The organism is Paenibacillus lycopersici, from assembly GCF_010119935.1.
In the GTDB taxonomy this organism is placed as follows: Bacteria; Bacillota; Bacilli; order Paenibacillales; family Paenibacillaceae; genus Paenibacillus_Z; species Paenibacillus_Z lycopersici.
In genome coordinates, this window is the sequence record NZ_CP048209.1 from 4,905,201 (window position 1) to 4,923,790 (window position 18,590).

The following is an 18,590-nucleotide window of genomic DNA, read 5'->3' on the forward strand; positions in this document are numbered from 1 at the left end:
GAATGAGAGGAGAATCCCGGTTGGTTCATACGATGCACGCTTTGACCTCCCCTCGCCGCGCGAAGAAGCGCACGCTTGCAGGACTCCTGATCCTGGCGCTGCTGGCCGGCTGCTCGAACGATGCCGCTAACGGCGAATTGCCCGCGGACGGCAGCTCCAATCCCGCTAACGTCACGATCTCGTGGCATGGCAACTTCGGCGATGCCATCGATCCGAACGGCGTGATCGAACGCGCCTTGGAGCAGCGATTTCAAGTGAATATCGACTACGTCAACGCGGGCAACGAGAAGCTCTCGCTGCTCGCCGCGTCGAACGATCTGCCAGACGTGCTGCGCCTGCCGGATCCGGACGACGTGACCGATTACGCCAAAGCCGGGCTGCTGCTCGAGCTGCCGGAAGCTTACTTGGCCAAGAAGACGCCGGCGATCGTGCAGGCGATCGAGAAGATCGGGCCGTCGCTTTGGGGACTGTCCAGCTACGAACGGCGCAATTACGCGATTCCGCAAGCCGTGCAGTACGTGACATGGGATACGGCGATCAAATGGCGCGCCGATCTGCTGTCCTTGGCCGGCATCGCGCACGTACCGCAAACCGTCGCCGAATACGATGCCGCCTTCCAGGCCATCTCCGCGCACGGTCCGGAAATCATCGCCGCGACGAACCCGAAGCTAACGAACCTGTATATGTTCTCGGGCACCGACATGTCTTCCGCCTGGAACCAGCTCACCTGGCTGTTCGGCGCCTACGGATCGATGCCCGGCACGTGGCAGTTGAACGCCGCCGGCAGCGTCGTCCGCGGCGAGCTGCTCCCGGGCACGCGCGACGCGCTGCTCAAACTGCGCGATTGGTATGCCAAAGGCTATATCGATCCCGCATTCGTCACGGACAAGGCCGATCAGTTTCAAGCCAAGTGGGAGCGCGGCGAATACGTCCTGAACGGCGCCAGCAGCTTCATCGGCGACGCCGCGGCGAGCGGCGGGTCCGAACCCGCCAATCCCAGCGACGCCCGGCTCGCGCTGACCGTGCCGACCGCCAAATTCGCCTGGGCGAAATCGCCGGTCGGCCCTTCGGGCGCGCAAGGCGTCTTCGCGTGGGGACAGCGCCAGAACTTCTTCGCCGTCTCGTCGCGGCTCAAGGATCAGCCCGGGAAGCTCGACAAAGTGCTCGAGATGATCGAAACGATTGCGTCGGACGAGAAGCTGTGGTTGTTGTCGGCGTACGGCGTCGAAGGCGTATCGTACGCGTTCGACGCTTCCGGCAAGCCCGTGCTCAAGCCGCCGTACGACGACCGCAAAACGGCGCAGACGATGGCCATGGGCGCGCTCGGTCCGGCGGCTTCGCCGTTCGCGCCGTTCGCCAGCCTCGCCATCACGAACCGTTTCGCCGACCGCGGCGTGGCCGACGTGTGGAAGCGCCTGAACACGGATAAGCCCGACGTCTTGTTCGGGCTGCCGCTCCCGTCCTCGCAGGAGATGGAACAGCGCAATCAGGAGAAATGGACCGAAACGATGATTCAAGTCGTTACGGGCACCAAACCGATCTCGTTTTACGACGATTACGCAGCATGGTTTAACGACAATGGCGGTCCTGCCTGGACCGCGGAAGCCAATCAGCTCTATAAGGAACGATTCCAGGGCAAATAAGGAGCAACCGATATGAAACGACTACGAAGCACGGTCCCGCTCGGGACGCCTCCCGCTTGGGCGGCGCTGCAGCGCCGGGTATTCGCCGAATTACGCGAAGTCTACCGCCCGGTCATGGAGCGTTACGTACGCGAGGACGGCAGCCTGTTATGGCCGGCCGACCCGAACCATAGCGGCATCGATGCACTCGACGATGCTTACGAAAGTTTTCAAAACTGGCCGGTGTTATACCTGCTCGGCGGCAATCGCGACTACCTCGACCTGTCGCTGCGCGAATACGATGCCATTACGCAGCAGTTCTCGCGCTACGACAGCGGGCACGGCCATCCGATGGCGGTGAAGGAATACGAACAAGGCTACGACTGGTTCCACCAAGGCGAAGGGTACTTATTCTTCTATCATCTCAACTTGGCTGCGCCGGACGATGCGCGCAACCGCGAACGCTCGATCCGTTATGCCGGCTTCTTCATGAACGAGGATCCGGAAGCGCCGAACTACGACGAGCGATTGAAGCTTATCCGCTGCGCCTACTCCGGCAGCATGGGGCCGGCTTACCGCAATTTCACCGGCGAGCCTTGGATGTACGAGGACTGGAAAGCCTTCTACGGACTGCCCTTCGGCGATGTGCCGGGCATTGCGGAGATTGAGGATATCCGCCGTCCCGAACACGCGGCGGCCATGGGCGCCGTCATGCGGGAGCGGATGTCCCGCGGCGACGTCATCGCTAACCTGGCCGCCACGACGATGGTCGCGAACGCGTATTTGCACACGGGTGAAGAGAAATACCGCGCCTGGGTGGTCGAGTACGTCGACGCCTGGATCGCCCGCGCCGAGCTGAACGGCGGGATCGTTCCCGACAACGTCGGTCTCTCCGGCCAGATCGGCGAGACGTTCGGCGGCAAGTGGTACGGCGGCTATTACGGCTGGACGTGGCCGCACGGCTGGCTGTCGATCGGCGATGCCGTCCTCATCGCGGCGGAGAACGCCACGCTGCTTACGGGCGATGCGACATACATGAATTTCGCCCGTACCCAGATCGAACAGCTCACGAAGCAAGGCATTTTCGACAAAGGCATGCTGCGCGTGCCTTACAAATACGGCGACCCGGGATTGCGGCATCGTTATCAACTGTGGATTCCCGGCGTCCTGCAGACCGAAGACGGCGAGATCGTCTCCCGGGACGGCTGGTTCGAATTCCAGCCGATGGACCCGCGCTACCCGGTCCATCTGTGGCATATGTCGCAGGAGCCCGGCGATTTGGCGCTCGCTCGCCTGCTGCGCAATCACGACAACCGCGACTGGGAGCGCATCGTGAAGAAGCCGGCCAAGGATCTCGGCGGCCACGACGCGGCTTGGGCCTCGTATCTGGAAGGCCTATTCCCGGACTACCCGGAGCAGATCCTGCGGCATAACCTGGCTCAGATCGAAGAGCGGCTGGCTTTCATCCGCGACGATCGCGAAGATCCTGCCGATTATACCGATTCGTACTTGCAGAAGCGCAATCCCGTAACCGTCGAAGGCTTGCTGCAATTGACGATGGGCGCACCGCTGCCGATGTACAACGGCGGGCTCGTCATGGCTTCCGTCGCCTATTGGGATATGCAGGCCGGCCGTCCCGGCTTGCCGGACGACGTCGCCGCGCTCGTCGAACGCATCGAACCGGGCCGGCTCGTGCTCGCATTGGTCAACTTGAACGCGGAAGCATCCCGCGAGCTGCGCGTCAAAGGCGGCGCGTTCGGCGAGCATCGCTTCGTCAGCGCGCGCGAATTGGGCGATTCGGACGCGGCGGACGATGCCGACGCCGTCGGCGCGTCCGCGAAGACGGCGATCGACGACGCGCGTTTCATTATCGAGCTGCAGCCTTCGACCCGCATTCGGCTGGAATTGGAGGTGGCTCGTTTTGACAACAAACCCGCATACGGCGACGCCGTTTAACGAAGATATCCGGCGCTTTCGTATCCGGCTGGACGGGCGGGAATGGCGCTACGGCGTCGGGGCCGCCTGGCTCGGGCGCGGCGGTCTCGCGCCGGAAGCGATCGCCGCTGACGCCGCCGTACTGGCTCGCGCTTATGCGCTCGGCGTCCGTTATTTCGATACGTCGGCCAAGTACGGCGACAGCGAATACGTCGTCGGCGCGTTCCTCGGCGAGCGCCGGGCGATTCGCGAAACGCTGTTCGTGGCGACGAAATCGCCGATTCCCGAGCAGCTGACGAGGCAGGAAGCGAAGGCCTTCGTCGCCCGAAGCGTCGATGAGAGCCTGCGCCGCCTGCAAACGGAGTATATCGATCTCTTGCAAATTCACGATATTTACACGCTCGAGCAAGTCGTCGGCGAAGGCGGCTCGCTGGAAGCGTTGGAAGAAGCGCGGGCCGCAGGCAAGATCCGTTATATCGGCCTCGGCACCCGGCCGCTCGACCTGCTGGAGCACGGCATCGCGCACGGTCTCGTCGATTCCGTGCTGACGTATTCCGACTATACGCCGATCGACCGCGGCGCGGACGCGCTCCTGCGCCTGGCCGCCGACCGGCAAGCCGTCGTGGTCAACGGGAGCCCGCTCTCGGCCGGCATGCTGGCCGGCGCGGACCCGCGGACGCTGCCCGTCGCGGAGTGGCACGAAGAGTCCGTCGTCCGCCGCGAGCTGGCCGCCGAGGTCTATGATCTGTGCGCGCGTCATGGCGTGCCGATCCTGGCCGCCGCGCTGCAATTTCCGCTGCGGCGGGACGAAATCGCCATGAACCTGACCGGCCCGAAAGACGGCGAAGAGCTCGTATCCGCGCTCCAGGCGCTCAACCATCCGATCCCGGAATCGTTCTGGCACGCTTTGGACGCATGGTACGCCGAACGGCCGGCCGCGGCCGACGGCACGGCCGGGCAATCTAATCCATAGGAGGATCCTTCATGAAAATCGCACTCATCGGCGCAGGCTCCATGGGCACCGTTCATGCGGAAGCCCATGCGCGAAACCCGCGCGCCGAGCTCGTCGGGATCGTCGATCCCCGCATCGGGACGGCTTCCGCATTGGCGGAACGGCTCGGTTCCCGCGCCTACGCTTCGCTTGATCAATTGATGGCGGCGGAATCGCCGGACGTCGTCGATATTTGCCTGCCTACGTTCATGCACAAAGAATACACGCTCCAAGCTGCCGCTCTCGGCATGCATGTCCTCTGCGAGAAGCCGATCGCGGGCAACCTCGCCGACGCCCGCGACATGATCGAGGCATGCCGCGCGGCCGGGGTCCAGCTGTACGTCGGCCACGTCGTGCGCTTCTTCCCGGATTACGCGAAAGTCCGCGAACTGATCCGCGCCGGCGAAATCGGCGAACCGGGCACGGTCCGCGCCGAACGCGTCAGCGCGGCGCCGAGCGGCTACGACGGCTGGTACGCCGACTTCGCGCAATCCGGCGGCGTGCTGCTCGACCTCCTGCTGCATGATTTCGATTGGCTGCGCTGGACGTTCGGCGACGTCGAGCGCGTCTATGCCCGCAGCACGCTCGCTGCAGGCGACAAGACGTCTCCCGATCACGCTTTCGTTACGCTGCGTTTCAAGAGCGGCGCGATCGGCTACGCCAACGGCTCCTGGTCCTACCCGGACGGCTTCGCGACAAGGCTGGAAGTCGCCGGCAGCGCGGGCATCCTGACCGTCAATTCGGAGGATAGCGTGACGAACCGCGCGCAGCTTTCCGCCAAGGAATCGAACCAGCCTGCCGTGCACGTGCCGCAGAGCGCGCTGGCCCGCAGCCCTTACGACGACGAATTGGCGCACTTCCTGGACTGCATCGCGGGCGGCGCAGAGCCGATCGTCACCTGCGAGGACGGCTACGAAGCGCTGCGCATCAGCCTCGCTTGCATGGAGTCCGCGCTGTCCGGCAAAGCCGTGGAAATGGATACCTTCGGAAAGGGGAATGCTGAATGAAAGTCGGATTATTGGGCGTTGCCCACATGCACGTTTATGCCTACGTGCACGGCCTCCGCAAGCTAGGCGTCGACATCGCCGGCGTCGCGGAAGCCGACGAAACCCGCGGCCGCCAAGCCGCCAACGATTTCAACACGGCCTGGAGCAAGGATTACGATAAGCTCCTTGCTTCGGATATCGATGCCGTCATCATATGTTCCGAGAATGCCGCGCACCGCGAGCTGGCGATCGCCGCCGCGCAAGCGGGCAAGCATATTTTATGCGAGAAGCCGTTATCCGACTCTCTCGAAGGCGCCGCGGACATCGTGCGGGCGGCCCGCAGCGCCGGCGTCAAGCTGATGACCGCCTTTCCTTGCCGCTTCCATCCTGCAGCGGCGGCAATGAAACGCGACATCGAGAGCGGCATGCTCGGCAGCATCCGCGCCATTCAGGGCACGAACCGCGGCACGATGCCGGGCGGCTGGTTCGTCGACCGCGCCAAGTCCGGCGGCGGCGCCGTAATCGACCATACCGTTCACGTCGTCGACCTGATGCGCTGGATCATGCCCGGCGCCAACGTCGCCGAAGTATACGCGGAGATCGACACGCGCTTCCACGACATTCCCGCCGACGATTGCGGCGTGCTCGTCTTCGCCTTCGACAACGGCGTCATCGCTTCGCTCGATCCGTCCTGGTCGCGGACCAAATCGTTCCCGACCTGGGGCGACGTCAGGCTCGAAATCGTCGGCAGCGCAGGGGTAAGCAACGTCGACCTGTTCAAACAAAATATCGTCGTTCATAAGGACGACACGCTCAAGACGTCCTGGGTTAACTGGGGCTCCGACATGGATAGCGGCCTGGTCGCCTCGTTCGTCGACTGCATCAAGAACGACACGCCGCCGCCCATCTCGGGCGAAGACGGACTGGAAGCCGTGCGCGTCGCCTTGGCCGCGTACGAATCGTCGCTTCGCGGACAGCCCGTGAGGATCGGCCGATGAGCATGATCGCGAAGAATAACCCGGAGCCGCCGCAAGCCGTACGAGCGAAGCCGCATACCCCGCGTCTTCTGCTCATCGGCACGGAAGGTTTGGAGCACTGGCGGGAGCGGCCCGGCTTCGACGTCGTCGGCATCGTCGACTCGTACGGCGAATGGCCGGAAGGCAAGCCGGACGGCCTGTCTCCGCAGCTGCTCGCATGCCCGTTGTTCGTCTCCGTCGCGGAAGCGCTGGCATCCGTCGCGCCGGACATCGCTTGCATGAGCGTGCCGAGCGCCGAGAAGACGGATCATGAAGCGACCGAGCTGCTCCTGCGCGCCGGCATCGACGTCATGGCCAAGAAGCTCCGCTTGAACGCCATGTCCGACGTGAACCGGCTGCGCGCGGCCGCGGACGCCGGTCCCGGCCGTTTGTATGTCGGCGAATTTTACCGTTACATGCCTTCCGTTCGCGCGTTAAAGCGGCTGTTGGACCAAGGCAAGCTCGGCGCCATCGAGCAGATCACGTGGCGCTGCCTGCTTCCGATCGAACGATACGACTGGATGAGCCATTACCGCCACTTGTCGCTCGAAGATCTCAGCTATCATCATTTCAGCGTCCTGCACGATTTGTTCGGCTTCGATCCCGTTCGCGTGTACGCGCATTCGTACGCGCCTTCGTTCTCGCAGGCCGGCACGCGGACGGTCGCTTCCATGCTTGCGGAAACCGCGAATTACCGTCTTAACTACGAGACGGTCTGGTGCTCCAAGCGCAAGCCGTTCAGCTACCTCGGCGAAGTGACGTTCGAAGGCTCCCACGGCTCCGCCGTCTTGACCGATGACGGGCTGCGCATCTACTCGCCGCTCGGCCGCCGGCGTTCCGTCCCTTGCCCGCCCGCCGAATACGACGGTCCTTGGGGACCGCTCGACCATTGGCTGGAAGCGCGGCCGGACATGAGACCGGCCGCACAGGCGACCGTTCGTCCCGATGCAGCCGTCGAAGCAGCCGGCAAAGGTTCATGGCTGCCATATACGTTCGAACGATTCGAACCCGTCCTGCGGACCATCTACCGCGCGGTCGAATCCGCGGAGACGCATACCGTGCAATAAACGATGCCAAGAAGCTTCCGAGCCACCGCTCCCGCGGCGCCGGAAGCTTCTTGGCGCTTTGCGCGCAAGCCGCCTTGCGCCATGCGATGCGGCCGGCGCCGATGGACGCCCCGTACCGGCCCCGTACTGCCCTGTACTGCCCCGTAAACCGCCCCATGCTTGCCCCGCCCGTACAGCCATTCGCTGCCCCCGCGCTGCCCCGAACCGCGTCAAACCCCTCTATTTTACCGGGACTGCACGCCCGTTGTCCCAAATCTTCGATTTTGTCATACGCCCCGAATGCGCATATTGTCGGGTATTGTCGCTTCTCCGCATGATCGCCCGTTTGCCATAATAGCCTCAGAACGACAAGTACACGAGGTGAACTCATGGCCAATTCGCAAAGCTTCGCAAAACGATTCAAAAAGAACCGCACGCTCTTCTTCATGTCGCTGCCGGGGATCATCTACAAGTTGATTTTCGCGTACATTCCGATGCTCGGCCTGATCATTGCGTTCAAGAACTACCGTTACGATCAAGGCATCTTCGGAAGCGAGTGGGTCGGTCTCAAGAACTTCCGCTTCTTCTTCGAGAATGACAAAGCATTCGTCATCACGCGGAACACGGTGCTCTACAACGTCGGCTTCTTCGTGCTCACGACCGTCGTGTCCGTCTTCCTGGCGATTCTGCTCAACGAGATCACGCGCAAGTTCATCAAGTTCTATCAAACCGTCATGTTCTTGCCCTACTTCTTATCCTGGGTCGTGATCAGCTACATTGTATTCGCTTTCCTGGATCACGATCACGGCTTCGTCAACCAGCTGCTCGGCTGGCTCGGCATGGAGCACATCCCTTGGTATCAGGAAGCGAGCCGCTGGCCCTGGATTTTAAACATCGTCAGCCTATGGAAAACGATCGGCATGCAGACGCTGATCTATTACGCCGGCGTCATCGGAATCGATACCGGCTATTACGAAGCGGCCCGCATCGACGGGGCCTCCAAGTTCCGAATGATGCGCACGATCACGATTCCGCTGCTGACGCCGCTGATCGTCATTTTCTTCATCATGGCCATGGGCGGCATATTCCGGGCCGACTTCGGACTGTTCTACATGGTGCCGAACGATTCCAGCTTCGTCTATTCCACGACGGACGTCATCGACACGTACATTTACCGGGCGCTGCGCACGATCAACGATCTCGGGATGTCCACGGCGGTCGGGTTCTACCAGTCGCTGGTCGGCTTCGTCCTGGTGCTTGCATCGAATTTCGTCGTCAAAAAAATCAATAACGAAAACTCCATGTGGTAGGTGAGCGTCATGCATACGCAAGCAAATAGCCGCTTTTCCTGGGGGAACGCTCTCCTCCATCTGTTCTTTATTCTGTTGTCGCTCTGTTTCCTGCTTCCCTTCCTGCTCGTCGTCTCGATCGCTTTCACGGACGAGAACGCGCTGAACGCGCATGGCTACCAGTTCATCCCGAGCAAATTCAGCGCGTACGCGTTCCAGGTGCTGTTCAAAGTGCCGGAAACGATCCTTCACGCCTACGGGGTCACGATTCTCGTGACCGCGGTCGGCACCGTGCTCGGATTGCTGCTGACCGCGCTTACGTCCTACAGCATCTCGCGCAAGGACTACATGTTCCGCGGGGCGACCACGCTGTACGTCTTCTTCACGATGCTGTTCAGCGGCGGACTGGTACCGTTCTACATTCTCGTCTCCCACTACCTTCATATGAAGGACACGATCTGGGCGATGATCCTGCCGGCTATGCTCAGCCCGTTCTACATCATGATCATGAAAGGGTTTCTGGAGCAGCTGCCGACGGAAATCAACGAGTCCGCCAAAATCGACGGCGCCGGCGAATGGCGCATCTTCATGGCCATCGTCATGCCGCTGTCGGTACCGGCCTTGACCACGATCGGGCTGTTCATCGCCTTCGGGTATTGGAACGACTGGTGGCTGCCGCTCTTGTTCATCGACGACGCGAAGCTGTTCTCCTTGCAGCAGTTGATGTACAAGATCATGAACACGATCACGTTCTTGTCGAGCAATCCCCAGATGCTGCAGTCCGGCATCAATCTGAAGCAGTTCCCGAGCTTGTCCGTCCGGATGGCGATGGTGATCGTCTCCGCCGGCCCGATGATGATCATCTTCCCGTTCTTCCAGCGCTACTTCGTATCCGGCATTACGGTCGGATCGCTGAAAGGCTAAACCAGCGGGTTGTCCTCGCTTCGTTCGCGGCCCGGTCCGCACCCGTTGCAAGACCGGCCGGCGGCGAAGCAGTTCATGCCATAGCATTATTCATTTCTTCATTCACAGGAGGGTGTCACCATGAACAAAAGCAATACGGCCAAAATGCTTTCCCTGCTTGCCGCCTCTTCGCTCGTGCTTGCCGCTTGCGGCAGCAACGCCGACGACGGCGCGAAGTCCGGCAATAACGCTTCGGCGTCCGGCAGCGGCAACGCCGCGTCCGAAGCAACCGTGGAACTGGTCTGGCATTACCCGCAGCCGCAGGCGCAAGCCGATCTGGCTTCGGTTCAAGATGCCGTCAATGCGATCACCAAGGAGAAAATCAACGCGACCGTCAAGCTCGAGCCCTACGACTTCGGCGATTACGAGCAGAAGCTGAACACGGCCGTCGCCGGCGGCGAGCAATTCGACATCGCCTGGACGTCCAACTGGAGCTTCAACTACGTGCAGAATACGCAGAAGGGCGCTTTCTTTGCGCTGGACGATCTGCTTGCCAAGTACGGTCCCGACTTGCAAGCCAGCATGCCTTCGTTCGTCTGGGATGCCACGAAGGTCGGCGGCAAGATCTACGGCGTGCCGAACTACCAAACGGTCACGAACCGTTCCGGCTTCTCGATCCAGCAGCGTTACCTGGACAAGTACCCGCTCGATTTGACAACGTTGAAAGCGTTCACGGACATCGAGCCGTATCTGGCGACGCTCAAGCAAGCCGAGCCGAACGAATACCCGCTGCTGATGGGCAAGGACGGCCTGTTCCTCGATACGCTGCATCCGCTCGGTTACGAGCAAATCGACGCGGGCATCGGAACGGGCGTCGGCATCAAGTCGTCCGAACCGGGCAAAGTCATCTCGCTCTTCAACACCGACGAATACAAGAACTACGTGACAACCATGCGCGATTGGTACCAGAAGGGCTACATCAAGCCTGACGTCGTATCCATCAAGAATATGAGCGAGCTGCAATCGCAAGGCAAATTCCCGGTCACGTTCGGCCTTTCCATGCCTCCCGGCGTCGAGACGAGCATCAAGAACTCGAACGGCGGCTTCGACGTCAAGACCGCGATGATCTCCGAGCCTTACGTGAGCACGAAATCGATCATCACGACGCTGAACGCGATCAACAAGGCATCCAAGCATCCCGAGAAAGCGATGGAGTTCATTAACCTGCTGAACACCGACAAAGACCTGTTCAACGCGATCAGCTTCGGCGTCGAAGGCAAGCACTACACCAAAGTGAACGACAACACGGTCAAAATCAACGATGCCGGGGGATATGCCCCGAACACGGGATGGGTCTTCGGCAATACGTTCAACGGCTACTTGCTGGACGGGCAATCGCAAGAGGTGTTCGACGAGACGAAGAAACAGAACGAGGGCGCGACGCCTTCGCCGATCATGGGCTTCTCGCTCGACACGCAGCCGATCGCGACGGAAATCGCCAACGTGAAAGCGGTGCGCGACGAGTACGAGCCGCTGCTCGTCACGGGCAGCGTGGATCCGGCCAAGAAACTGGATGAATTCCTCGGCAAGCTGGACAAAGCCGGCCTGCCCAAGATCGTCGCCGAAGTCCAGAAGCAGCTCGACGCTTGGACGGCAAGCAAATAAGACGGCAGAGAGCGGGCGCGAATGCCCCGCTCTCTCTTGCTTTCGCGCATTGACGAATTTGGATGGATAAAGGAGGACGATTCCATGCTGCTCACCCATATGAGACCGGATCAAATCAAAGCGGCCGTCGGCGCGAATACGCCCGTCATCATGGCCGCAGGCGTCATTGAATACCACGGTTACCACCTGCCGGTCGGCACCGACATTCTGCTCGCCGGCTACGTCGCCGAAGAAGCGGCAAGGCGCAGCGGCGCCATCGTCGCGCCGCCCCTCGCTTACGGTTCTACGCTCAGCTGGGCCGGCGGTCCGGATGAAGGCGAGATCGACTTCGATCCGGGCGTCTTCCAACGCTACGTGAAGGAAGCGCTGCGCGGCCTGCTGGCGATCGGCTTCCGCCGGATTTATATTCTCCAGCATCATCAAGGCTCCGAAGGACTGCAGTCGCTCGCCTGCCGGATGGCCGCCGCCGAGCTTGTCCGCGAGATGACGTCGAAATGGGGAACCGGCTGGGGACGGGGCGATTACCTGCAAACGCCGGAGCCGAATATATTCGGCCTCATCCGAGTAGCCGGCCTCGATGGCTATTCCGCCTATCCGGAACCGGACGGCGAACGCATGCCCGTCGGCCATGCGGGCAAAGGCGAGACGCAGCTCATGATGGCCGCCGCTCCCGAGACGGTGAGCCTGGAGCGCTTGTCGATGCACGACGGACCGCTCCCCGATTGGCTGCTCGATACCTTGGAAGCGACGGAAGCCGAAGGCCGCCGCTGGATCGACTTCTGCATCGACGGCTGGGCGCGCGAACTGTCGGCCAACGGTAAGAAGTGAGACGGCAAATTCCCGAGCGCCGCCGTACGAGCGGCATGATCCGCTAATCCGCCGCCTCGGGGCGGCGGCGCGGTTTCGCGGGCTATAACGGCTTGTCGAGCCGCCGCCAACGCCGCCTATCGATTACCGAGTTGTTCCGCCAGCCCGATTAGAAGTCCTTCGGTTCCGCGAATGTAGCAGAGCCGATACGAGTCCCCGTACTGAACCACTTCGCCGACGAGCTGAGCGCCGCGCTTCGCGAGTCTGGCTACCAATTCGTCAATGTCCGCAACGGTGAACATGACGCGCAGATAACCGAGGGCATTCACGGGAGCGGTCCGGTGATCCGCTATCGCGGGCGGGGTGAGAAATCGCGAAAGCTCAAGCCGGCTGTGTCCGTCCGGGGTAACCATCATAGCAATCTCTACGCGCTGCGAACCCAGCCCGGTTACGCGGCCGGCCCATTCGCCTTCGACAGTGGTTCGTCCTTCGAGCTTCAAGCCAATCTCCTCGAAGAAAGAAATGGCGTCATCCAGAGATTCGACAACGATACCGACGTTGTCCATTCGCAGTAATTTGTTATTTGCCATCGTTTCATCTCCCTATATGTGCAAATTTAGTATCTGATCCTCTTCGTCTCTATTCTAACAGGAATAATCATTTATCCAACATCTGCCGGCGCGGCACCTCCTCAAACGGGAAATCCGAACTTTGCAGACAGCGGAGCCGCGCACAACGGACAAACAGGCACCGAGCGAACTCGATGCCTGCTTCTCTTTTTGCGGACGACAACCGTTAATTCAATTGCAGAACGCTGAAGAATTGGTCCTTGTCGGCTCCGCCGATCGTTATCGAACCGCCCGTGACGCTCGGCGCGATCGTGAAATGCGTATCGTCGACTTTCGCGGCGACCGCGGATACGTTCGCGCTGCGAAGCTTCGAATTGATCGCCGAGACGAAGCTGTCCATCGTCGCGTACGTACCGGTCAGAGCGATGGACGCCGTTCGCGTGCCGTCGCCGACGGTAAACGCGCGGTTCTTGGACGTGTTCGTGTCGGTGCCCGCGAATATCGTCTGTGCGCCGAAGAACCTGCTTGCGTCCCGTCCCCCGATCTTGAAGCTTCCCTGCGCGCCCGGCATGGCCCCGCGGATAGTGAACGTATTTCCTTCGCCGTACGCCTCGATCGGACGCTGCATCAGGTCAATATGGTTATCCAGGCAGAATTGCTGAATGTCGCTGTCGACTACCCCGCCGACGATCTGCCCGGGCGTGAAGCCGTTCGGATCGATGTTCCAATTCAGCAGGACATGTACGGTCCTCGGCACGTTCGCATACGTGAACTCAATCGTGAAATCGATCGTATTGTTCGCAAAGTCCGTGCTGCCGGGCACAGCGCTGCTCACGCCCATCGCCTGCGTAGCGGCGATCGTCGCGAAATCGAGACTCGTCAACGGCAAGCTCGTCAAGTACGGGTGGTTGAGCTGATCGATCTTCGTTTCGGCTTGAACGAGCACGTTCAGGTTGGTCACCAGCGCTTGCCGCGCTGCCGTAAGGCCGTCGTACGCGGCTCTGGCAGCCGTTACGGCCGCTTCGTCGGCAAGCGTAAGACTGCCGGCCGCAGGCAAGGCCGCGATTTGCGCGATGACGGCATCCGCTGCCGCCCGGTCGGCTTTGAGATCCGAGATCTTGACGACCGCCGCATTCAGCGCGGACAGATCGTTCGCCGCGATATAAGTTTGCTGGGCCGGCGTCAGGTTCTCGAAGGCGGTATGAGCGGCATTGACGGCCGCTTCGTTCGCCAGCGTGAGGCTGGCCGCGGCCGGCAGCGCCGCGATCTGTGCGGTGACCAGATCGGCTGCCGCTTTGTCCGCCTTCATATCGGCGATGCGCGCGACCGCCGCCGTCAGCGCGTTCTTGTCGTTCGAGGATACCAAAGCCTGCTGGTCGCCCGTCAAGGCCGTAAACGCTTGGTTCGCTCCGTTAACGGCCGCCTCGTTGGCGAGCGTCAGGCTGCCGGTTGGCGGCAATGCCCCGATTAACGCAATTACCGCGTCCGCTGCCGCCCGGTCGGCTTTCAATACGCCGATTCGCGCGACCGCGTCCGCGAGCTTCGTTTGGTTCGCGGCGGACACCAGCGTCTGCTGGTCGCCGGTCAAAGCCGTAAACGCTTGGTTCGCTCCGTTAACGGCCGTCTCGCTGGCAAGCGTCAGACTGCCGGTTGGCGGCAATGCCTCGATTAAGGCGATAACCGCGTCCGCTGCCGCCCGGTCGGCTTTCAAAACGCCGATTCGCGCGACCGCATCCGCGAGCTTCGTGTGATCCGCCGGCGGCACCAACGCCTGCTGATCGCTCGTCAACGCGGCGTAAGCATCGTTCGCCGCGCCGACGGCCGCTTCGTTCACCAGCGCAAGGTCCGCCACTGCAGGGAGAGCCGCGATTTGCGCGATGACGGCGTCCGCTGCCGCCCGATCGGCCTTCAGTTTCGCGATTTGCGCGACCGCGTCCGCAAGCTTGGTTTGGTTCGCCGGCGGCACCAACGCCTGCTGATCGCCCGTCAAGGCGGAGAAGGCATCGTTCGCCGCGGTCACGTCGGCTTCGTCGCCAAGCGCAAGGTCCGCCGCTTCAGGGAGCGCCCCGATTTGCGCGATGACGGCGTCCGCTGCCGCCTGATCGGCCTTCAGCTTCGCGATTTGCGCGACCGCGTCCGCAAGCTTGGTTTGGTTCGCCGGCGGCACCAACGCCTGCTGATCGCCCGTCAAGGCGGAGAAGGCGTCGTTCGCCGCGGCCACGTCGGCCTCGTCGCCAAGCGCGAGGTCCGCCACTGCCGGGAGCGCCGCGATTTGCGCGATGACCGCGTCCGCTGCCGCCCGGTCGGCCTGCAGCTTCGCGATTTGCGCGACCGCTTCCGCAAGCGTGGTTTGGTTCGCCGGCGGCACCAACGCCTGCTGATCGCCCGTCAAGGCGGAGAAGGCATCGTTCGCCGCGGCCACGTCGGCCTCGTCGCCAAGTGCAAGGTCCGCCACTGCCGGGAGCGCCCCGATTTGCGCGATGACCGCGTCCGCTGCCGCCCGGTCGGCCTGCAGCTTCGCGATTTGCGCGACCGCATCCGCAAGCTTCGTTTGATCCGCAGGTGACACCAACGCTTGTTGATCGCTCGTCAAGGCGGCGTACGCATCGTTCGCCGCGGTCACGTCGGCTTCGTCGCCAAGCGCAAGATCCGCCACTGCCGGGAGCGCTCCGATTTGCGCGATGACCGCGTCCGCTGCCGCCCGGTCGGCCTTCAGCTTCGCGATTTGCGCGACCGCATCCGCAAGCTTCGTTTGATCCGCCGACGCTACCAAGGCCTGCTGATCGCCCGTCAACGCGGCGAAGGCATCGTTCGCCGCGGTCACGTCGGCTTCGTCGCCGAGCGCAAGGTCCGCCGCTGCCGGGAGCGCCGCGATTTGCGCGATGACCGCGTCCGCTGCCGCCCGGTCGGCCTGCAGCTTCGCGATTTGCGCCACCGCGTCCGCAAGCGCGGTTTGGTTCGCGGCGGACACTAACGTCTGCTGATCGCCCGTCAAGGCCGCAAACGCGCCGTTCGCTCCGTTAACGGCCGTCTCGTCGGCAAGCGCCAGGCTGCCGGTCGGCGGCAATGCCTCGATCAAGGCGATGACGGCGTCCGCTGCCGCCTTGTCCGCTTTCAACACGCCGATCCGCGCGACCGCGTCCGCGAGCTTCGTAACGTCCGCAGGCGAGACTAACGCCTGCTGAACGCCCGTCAACGCGGCGTACGCGTCGTTCGCCGCGGCCACGCCGGCTTCGTCGCCAAGCGCGAGGCTGGCGATTGCCGGCAAAGCCGCGATACGAGCCGTAACCGCATCGGCGGCGGCTTGGTCCGCGATCAATTCGGCGATCCGGTCGACGGCGTCGGCCAGCTTGTCTTGGTCGGCCGGCGCGACAAGCGCCTTGCGCGCCGCGGACAACGCGGCGAACGCGTCGCTCGCCGCGCCGACGCCGTCGGCATCGGCCAGCGTCAGACTCGCCGTTGCCGGAAGCTCGGCGATCCGCGCGCTAACGGCATCCGCCGCGGCTTTGTCCGCCTTCAGTTCGGCGATTCGGGCTGCCGACCCGGTCAGCTTGGCGCGATTCTCCTCGGTAACGAGCGCCTGCTGCCCTGCCGTCAGGGCCGCGAAGGCATCGTCGGCCGCTTTCAAGGCCGCTTCGTCCGCCAGCTTCAAGCCGCCGGTCGCAGGAAGCGCCGCGATCAGCGCGGCGACCGCGTCCGCCGCGGCTTTGTCTGCCTTGAGCTCGGCGATTCGAGCGGCCGCGCCGGCCAGCTTCGATTGCGTCTCCACCGGTACCAGCGCTTGGCGGACGGCCGTCAAGGCCGCGAATGCATCGTTCGCCGCGGTCACGGCGCTTTCGTCGGCCAGCGCAAGGATGTCCGCCGCCGGCAAAGCCGCGGCCAGTGCGACAACCGCGTCCGCCGCGGCCTTGTCCGCCTTAAGCTCGGCGATCCGCGCGACCGCTCCGGTCAGCTTGGCTTGGTTCTCGGTCGACACCAACGCTTGTCGAGCCGTATTCAAAGCGGCAAAAGCGTCATTCGCTGCGCCGACGCCCGCTTCGTTCGCGGCAAGCGTCAAATCCGCCTCGGCGGGAAGCGCGGCGATCAACGCCGATACGCGATCGGCCGCCTGCTGGTCGATTTGCTGCTGGGTCAAGCCGCTGCTCGGCGGCGGCGTTTGGTGTGCCGAACCGCTCCCGTCCTGCATTCGCCATGGCTTCGTCTGGAAGGTGCTCGCATCGCGCGCCGCCTGATTCATCGTCTGAACGGATTCGATCGTTCCGCCGCCGACGAACTGCGCAGCCGCATAGAGCACGAGATTCACGGCTCTCGCTGAAGCGCCGACGTCGAACCCGTTGCCTTCGGCATTCTCGCCGACGGTGATCTGCTGCACGGAGCCGCTCGGAATGGCGATTTGGACCTTGACGCTGGACACGTTCACGTCATCGAAGGAACCGATGAGCGTAATCAGCGCGCCTTTGGGCAGCAAGGCGCTTAATTGAACGTCCGTGAAGCCTTCCCCCGTCAATTCGCTTTCCTCCAGCGTCGCTCCGGTCTGCATCACGACGGAAGCGACGGTCGTCGAGCCTTCCGCCACGATCCGGACGGTGCCGGCCGATTTGTCTACGACGATCGTCAGCAGCACGGAATCCTCGAAATGGAGGCTGTTCGCTCCGCCGCCCTGCACAAGCGTCGTGCCTTTGACCGTGACGTGGTCCAGGATGGCGTCACCTTCGCCGACGCCGGCGGCGAACGTCAGATTGCCTTCAATAACGGTGTTCCGCAGCGTGACGCCCGGCGCGGAGATGACGACGTCGCCGGAGATCGTCTGGACGCCCGTCTCCGGCCCGTATACGCCGGCTTCGGCGAACGTCGCGGGCGCCGCTTTGGCTTGCAGCGCATGGCTCAAGATCACGACGGCTTCCGCGCGCGTCGCATCGTTGGCCGGCCGAAACGTCTTGTCTTCGTAACCGCCCATAATGCCGTTCGCCATGGCCGCGCCGATGGCGCCCTTGCTCCAAGACGGGATGGAGGCGGCGTCCCGGAACGAGCCTGCGTCTTGCTCCGACGGCTTCAGACCGAGCAGCCGTTCGACGATCACGGCGATTTCCTGCCGGGTGATCGGCGCGTTGGGATGAACGGTGCCATCCGCGAATCCGGTTATGTATCCTGCTTGAACGGCTTTCTGGATATCGAGATAGCTCCAGGCCGACGACGGAAGATCTTTGAAGGCCGAGCTGCCGGCTGCCGCGTAACCGAACGCGCGGTTGACGAGCGCGATGAATTCCGCCCGCGTGACGGCTTTGTTCGGCTGGAAGCTGCCGTCCCCGTAGCCGGTGATCCATCCGTCGGCAATCCACTGCGCGATATCCTTCTCTGCCCAATGTCCCTTGATATCCGTGGCCGAGACAGGCTCCTGCGCTTCGGCGGCCGCTCCGTTGGCAGCGCTCAGCAGAGAGAGCGAGAGCGATCCGGCCACCGAGAGGCTGACCATTTTCTTCGTTAAACGCGGTAATTTCATTTGCTACCTCCATTAGTTCGTATACGGTCCCGGCTGCGACTTTGGTCCGAGCGCGTTGCGACTCTTCTCGCAAGTTCTATTTCTTAAGATCCATATTCGACTTCTTAGGATCCCTATTCGACAAAAGACGACGGACTCCTTCGCTCGAAATGACGAACGCATAAAATTTACAATTAATGAGAGGCAGGACGGCTCCGGGCTTGATTCGTCGGGCGGACATGCAAAAAGCCTGTTGAAGGCTGTTCAACAGGCTGATCACTA

The 18,590-nt window shown here is 62.5% G+C and carries 12 protein-coding genes; 10 read left to right on the forward strand and 2 right to left on the reverse strand.

The genetic code is table 11. The features are described from left to right. The first annotated feature begins 20 nt into the window (after positions 1-20). The 10 genes from GXP70_RS21690 to GXP70_RS21735 all read left to right on the forward strand — a co-directional run bounded on the left by GXP70_RS21690 (position 21) and on the right by GXP70_RS21735 (position 12,281). Complete coding sequence (locus GXP70_RS21690) at positions 21-1,643, forward strand: type 2 periplasmic-binding domain-containing protein (RefSeq protein WP_162358760.1); 1,623 nt, start codon at positions 21-23, stop codon at positions 1,641-1,643. 12 nt (positions 1,644-1,655) lie between these two features. Next, positions 1,656-3,578 carry a DUF8034 domain-containing protein gene (locus tag GXP70_RS21695; protein WP_162358761.1) on the forward strand — a complete coding sequence of 641 codons (1,923 nt, stop codon included), beginning with the start codon at positions 1,656-1,658 and terminating at the stop codon, positions 3,576-3,578. Further along, on the forward strand, positions 3,544-4,530 hold the full coding sequence (locus GXP70_RS21700; RefSeq protein ID WP_162358762.1) for an aldo/keto reductase: 987 nt from the start codon (positions 3,544-3,546) through the stop codon (positions 4,528-4,530). The genes GXP70_RS21695 and GXP70_RS21700 overlap by 35 nt, the downstream gene beginning before the upstream one ends. Positions 4,531-4,541: 11 nt before the next feature. Further along, entirely contained in the window at positions 4,542-5,555 is a 1,014-nt protein-coding gene (locus GXP70_RS21705) for a Gfo/Idh/MocA family protein (protein ID WP_162358763.1), read from the forward strand. Then, a complete protein-coding gene (locus GXP70_RS21710) occupies positions 5,552-6,532 on the forward strand; it encodes a Gfo/Idh/MocA family protein (RefSeq protein ID WP_162358764.1) in 981 nt (326 codons plus the stop codon). Before GXP70_RS21705 ends, GXP70_RS21710 begins: the two co-directional genes overlap by 4 nt. Further along, positions 6,529-7,617 carry a Gfo/Idh/MocA family protein gene (locus GXP70_RS21715; protein ID WP_162358765.1) on the forward strand — a complete coding sequence of 363 codons (1,089 nt, stop codon included), beginning with the start codon at positions 6,529-6,531 and terminating at the stop codon, positions 7,615-7,617. The genes GXP70_RS21710 and GXP70_RS21715 overlap by 4 nt, the downstream gene beginning before the upstream one ends. A gap of 368 nt (positions 7,618-7,985) precedes the next feature. Continuing rightward, positions 7,986-8,906 (forward strand): ABC transporter permease, encoded by a 921-nt coding sequence (locus tag GXP70_RS21720; RefSeq protein WP_162358766.1) that lies wholly within the window; start codon positions 7,986-7,988, stop codon positions 8,904-8,906. Between the two features lie 9 nt (positions 8,907-8,915). Beyond that, positions 8,916-9,809 carry a carbohydrate ABC transporter permease gene (locus tag GXP70_RS21725; RefSeq protein WP_162358767.1) on the forward strand — a complete coding sequence of 298 codons (894 nt, stop codon included), beginning with the start codon at positions 8,916-8,918 and terminating at the stop codon, positions 9,807-9,809. A 120-nt stretch (positions 9,810-9,929) separates the two neighbouring features. Further along, entirely contained in the window at positions 9,930-11,453 is a 1,524-nt protein-coding gene (locus GXP70_RS21730) for an ABC transporter substrate-binding protein (RefSeq protein ID WP_162358768.1), read from the forward strand. Between the two features lie 84 nt (positions 11,454-11,537). After that, entirely contained in the window at positions 11,538-12,281 is a 744-nt protein-coding gene (locus GXP70_RS21735) for a creatininase family protein (RefSeq protein ID WP_162358769.1), read from the forward strand. Positions 12,282-12,397: 116 nt separating this feature from the next. Here the strand turns inward: GXP70_RS21735 and GXP70_RS21740 are convergent, their stop codons facing one another. Then, positions 12,398-12,850, reverse strand: coding sequence for a VOC family protein (locus tag GXP70_RS21740; RefSeq protein WP_162358770.1), 453 nt, complete (start codon positions 12,848-12,850; stop codon positions 12,398-12,400). A 205-nt stretch (positions 12,851-13,055) separates the two neighbouring features. Continuing rightward, the gene (locus GXP70_RS21745; RefSeq protein ID WP_162358771.1) at positions 13,056-18,329 is read right to left on the reverse strand and encodes an S-layer homology domain-containing protein; all 5,274 of its coding nucleotides are present in this window, start codon (positions 18,327-18,329) and stop codon (positions 13,056-13,058) included. Between the last annotated feature and the right edge of the window lie 261 nt (positions 18,330-18,590).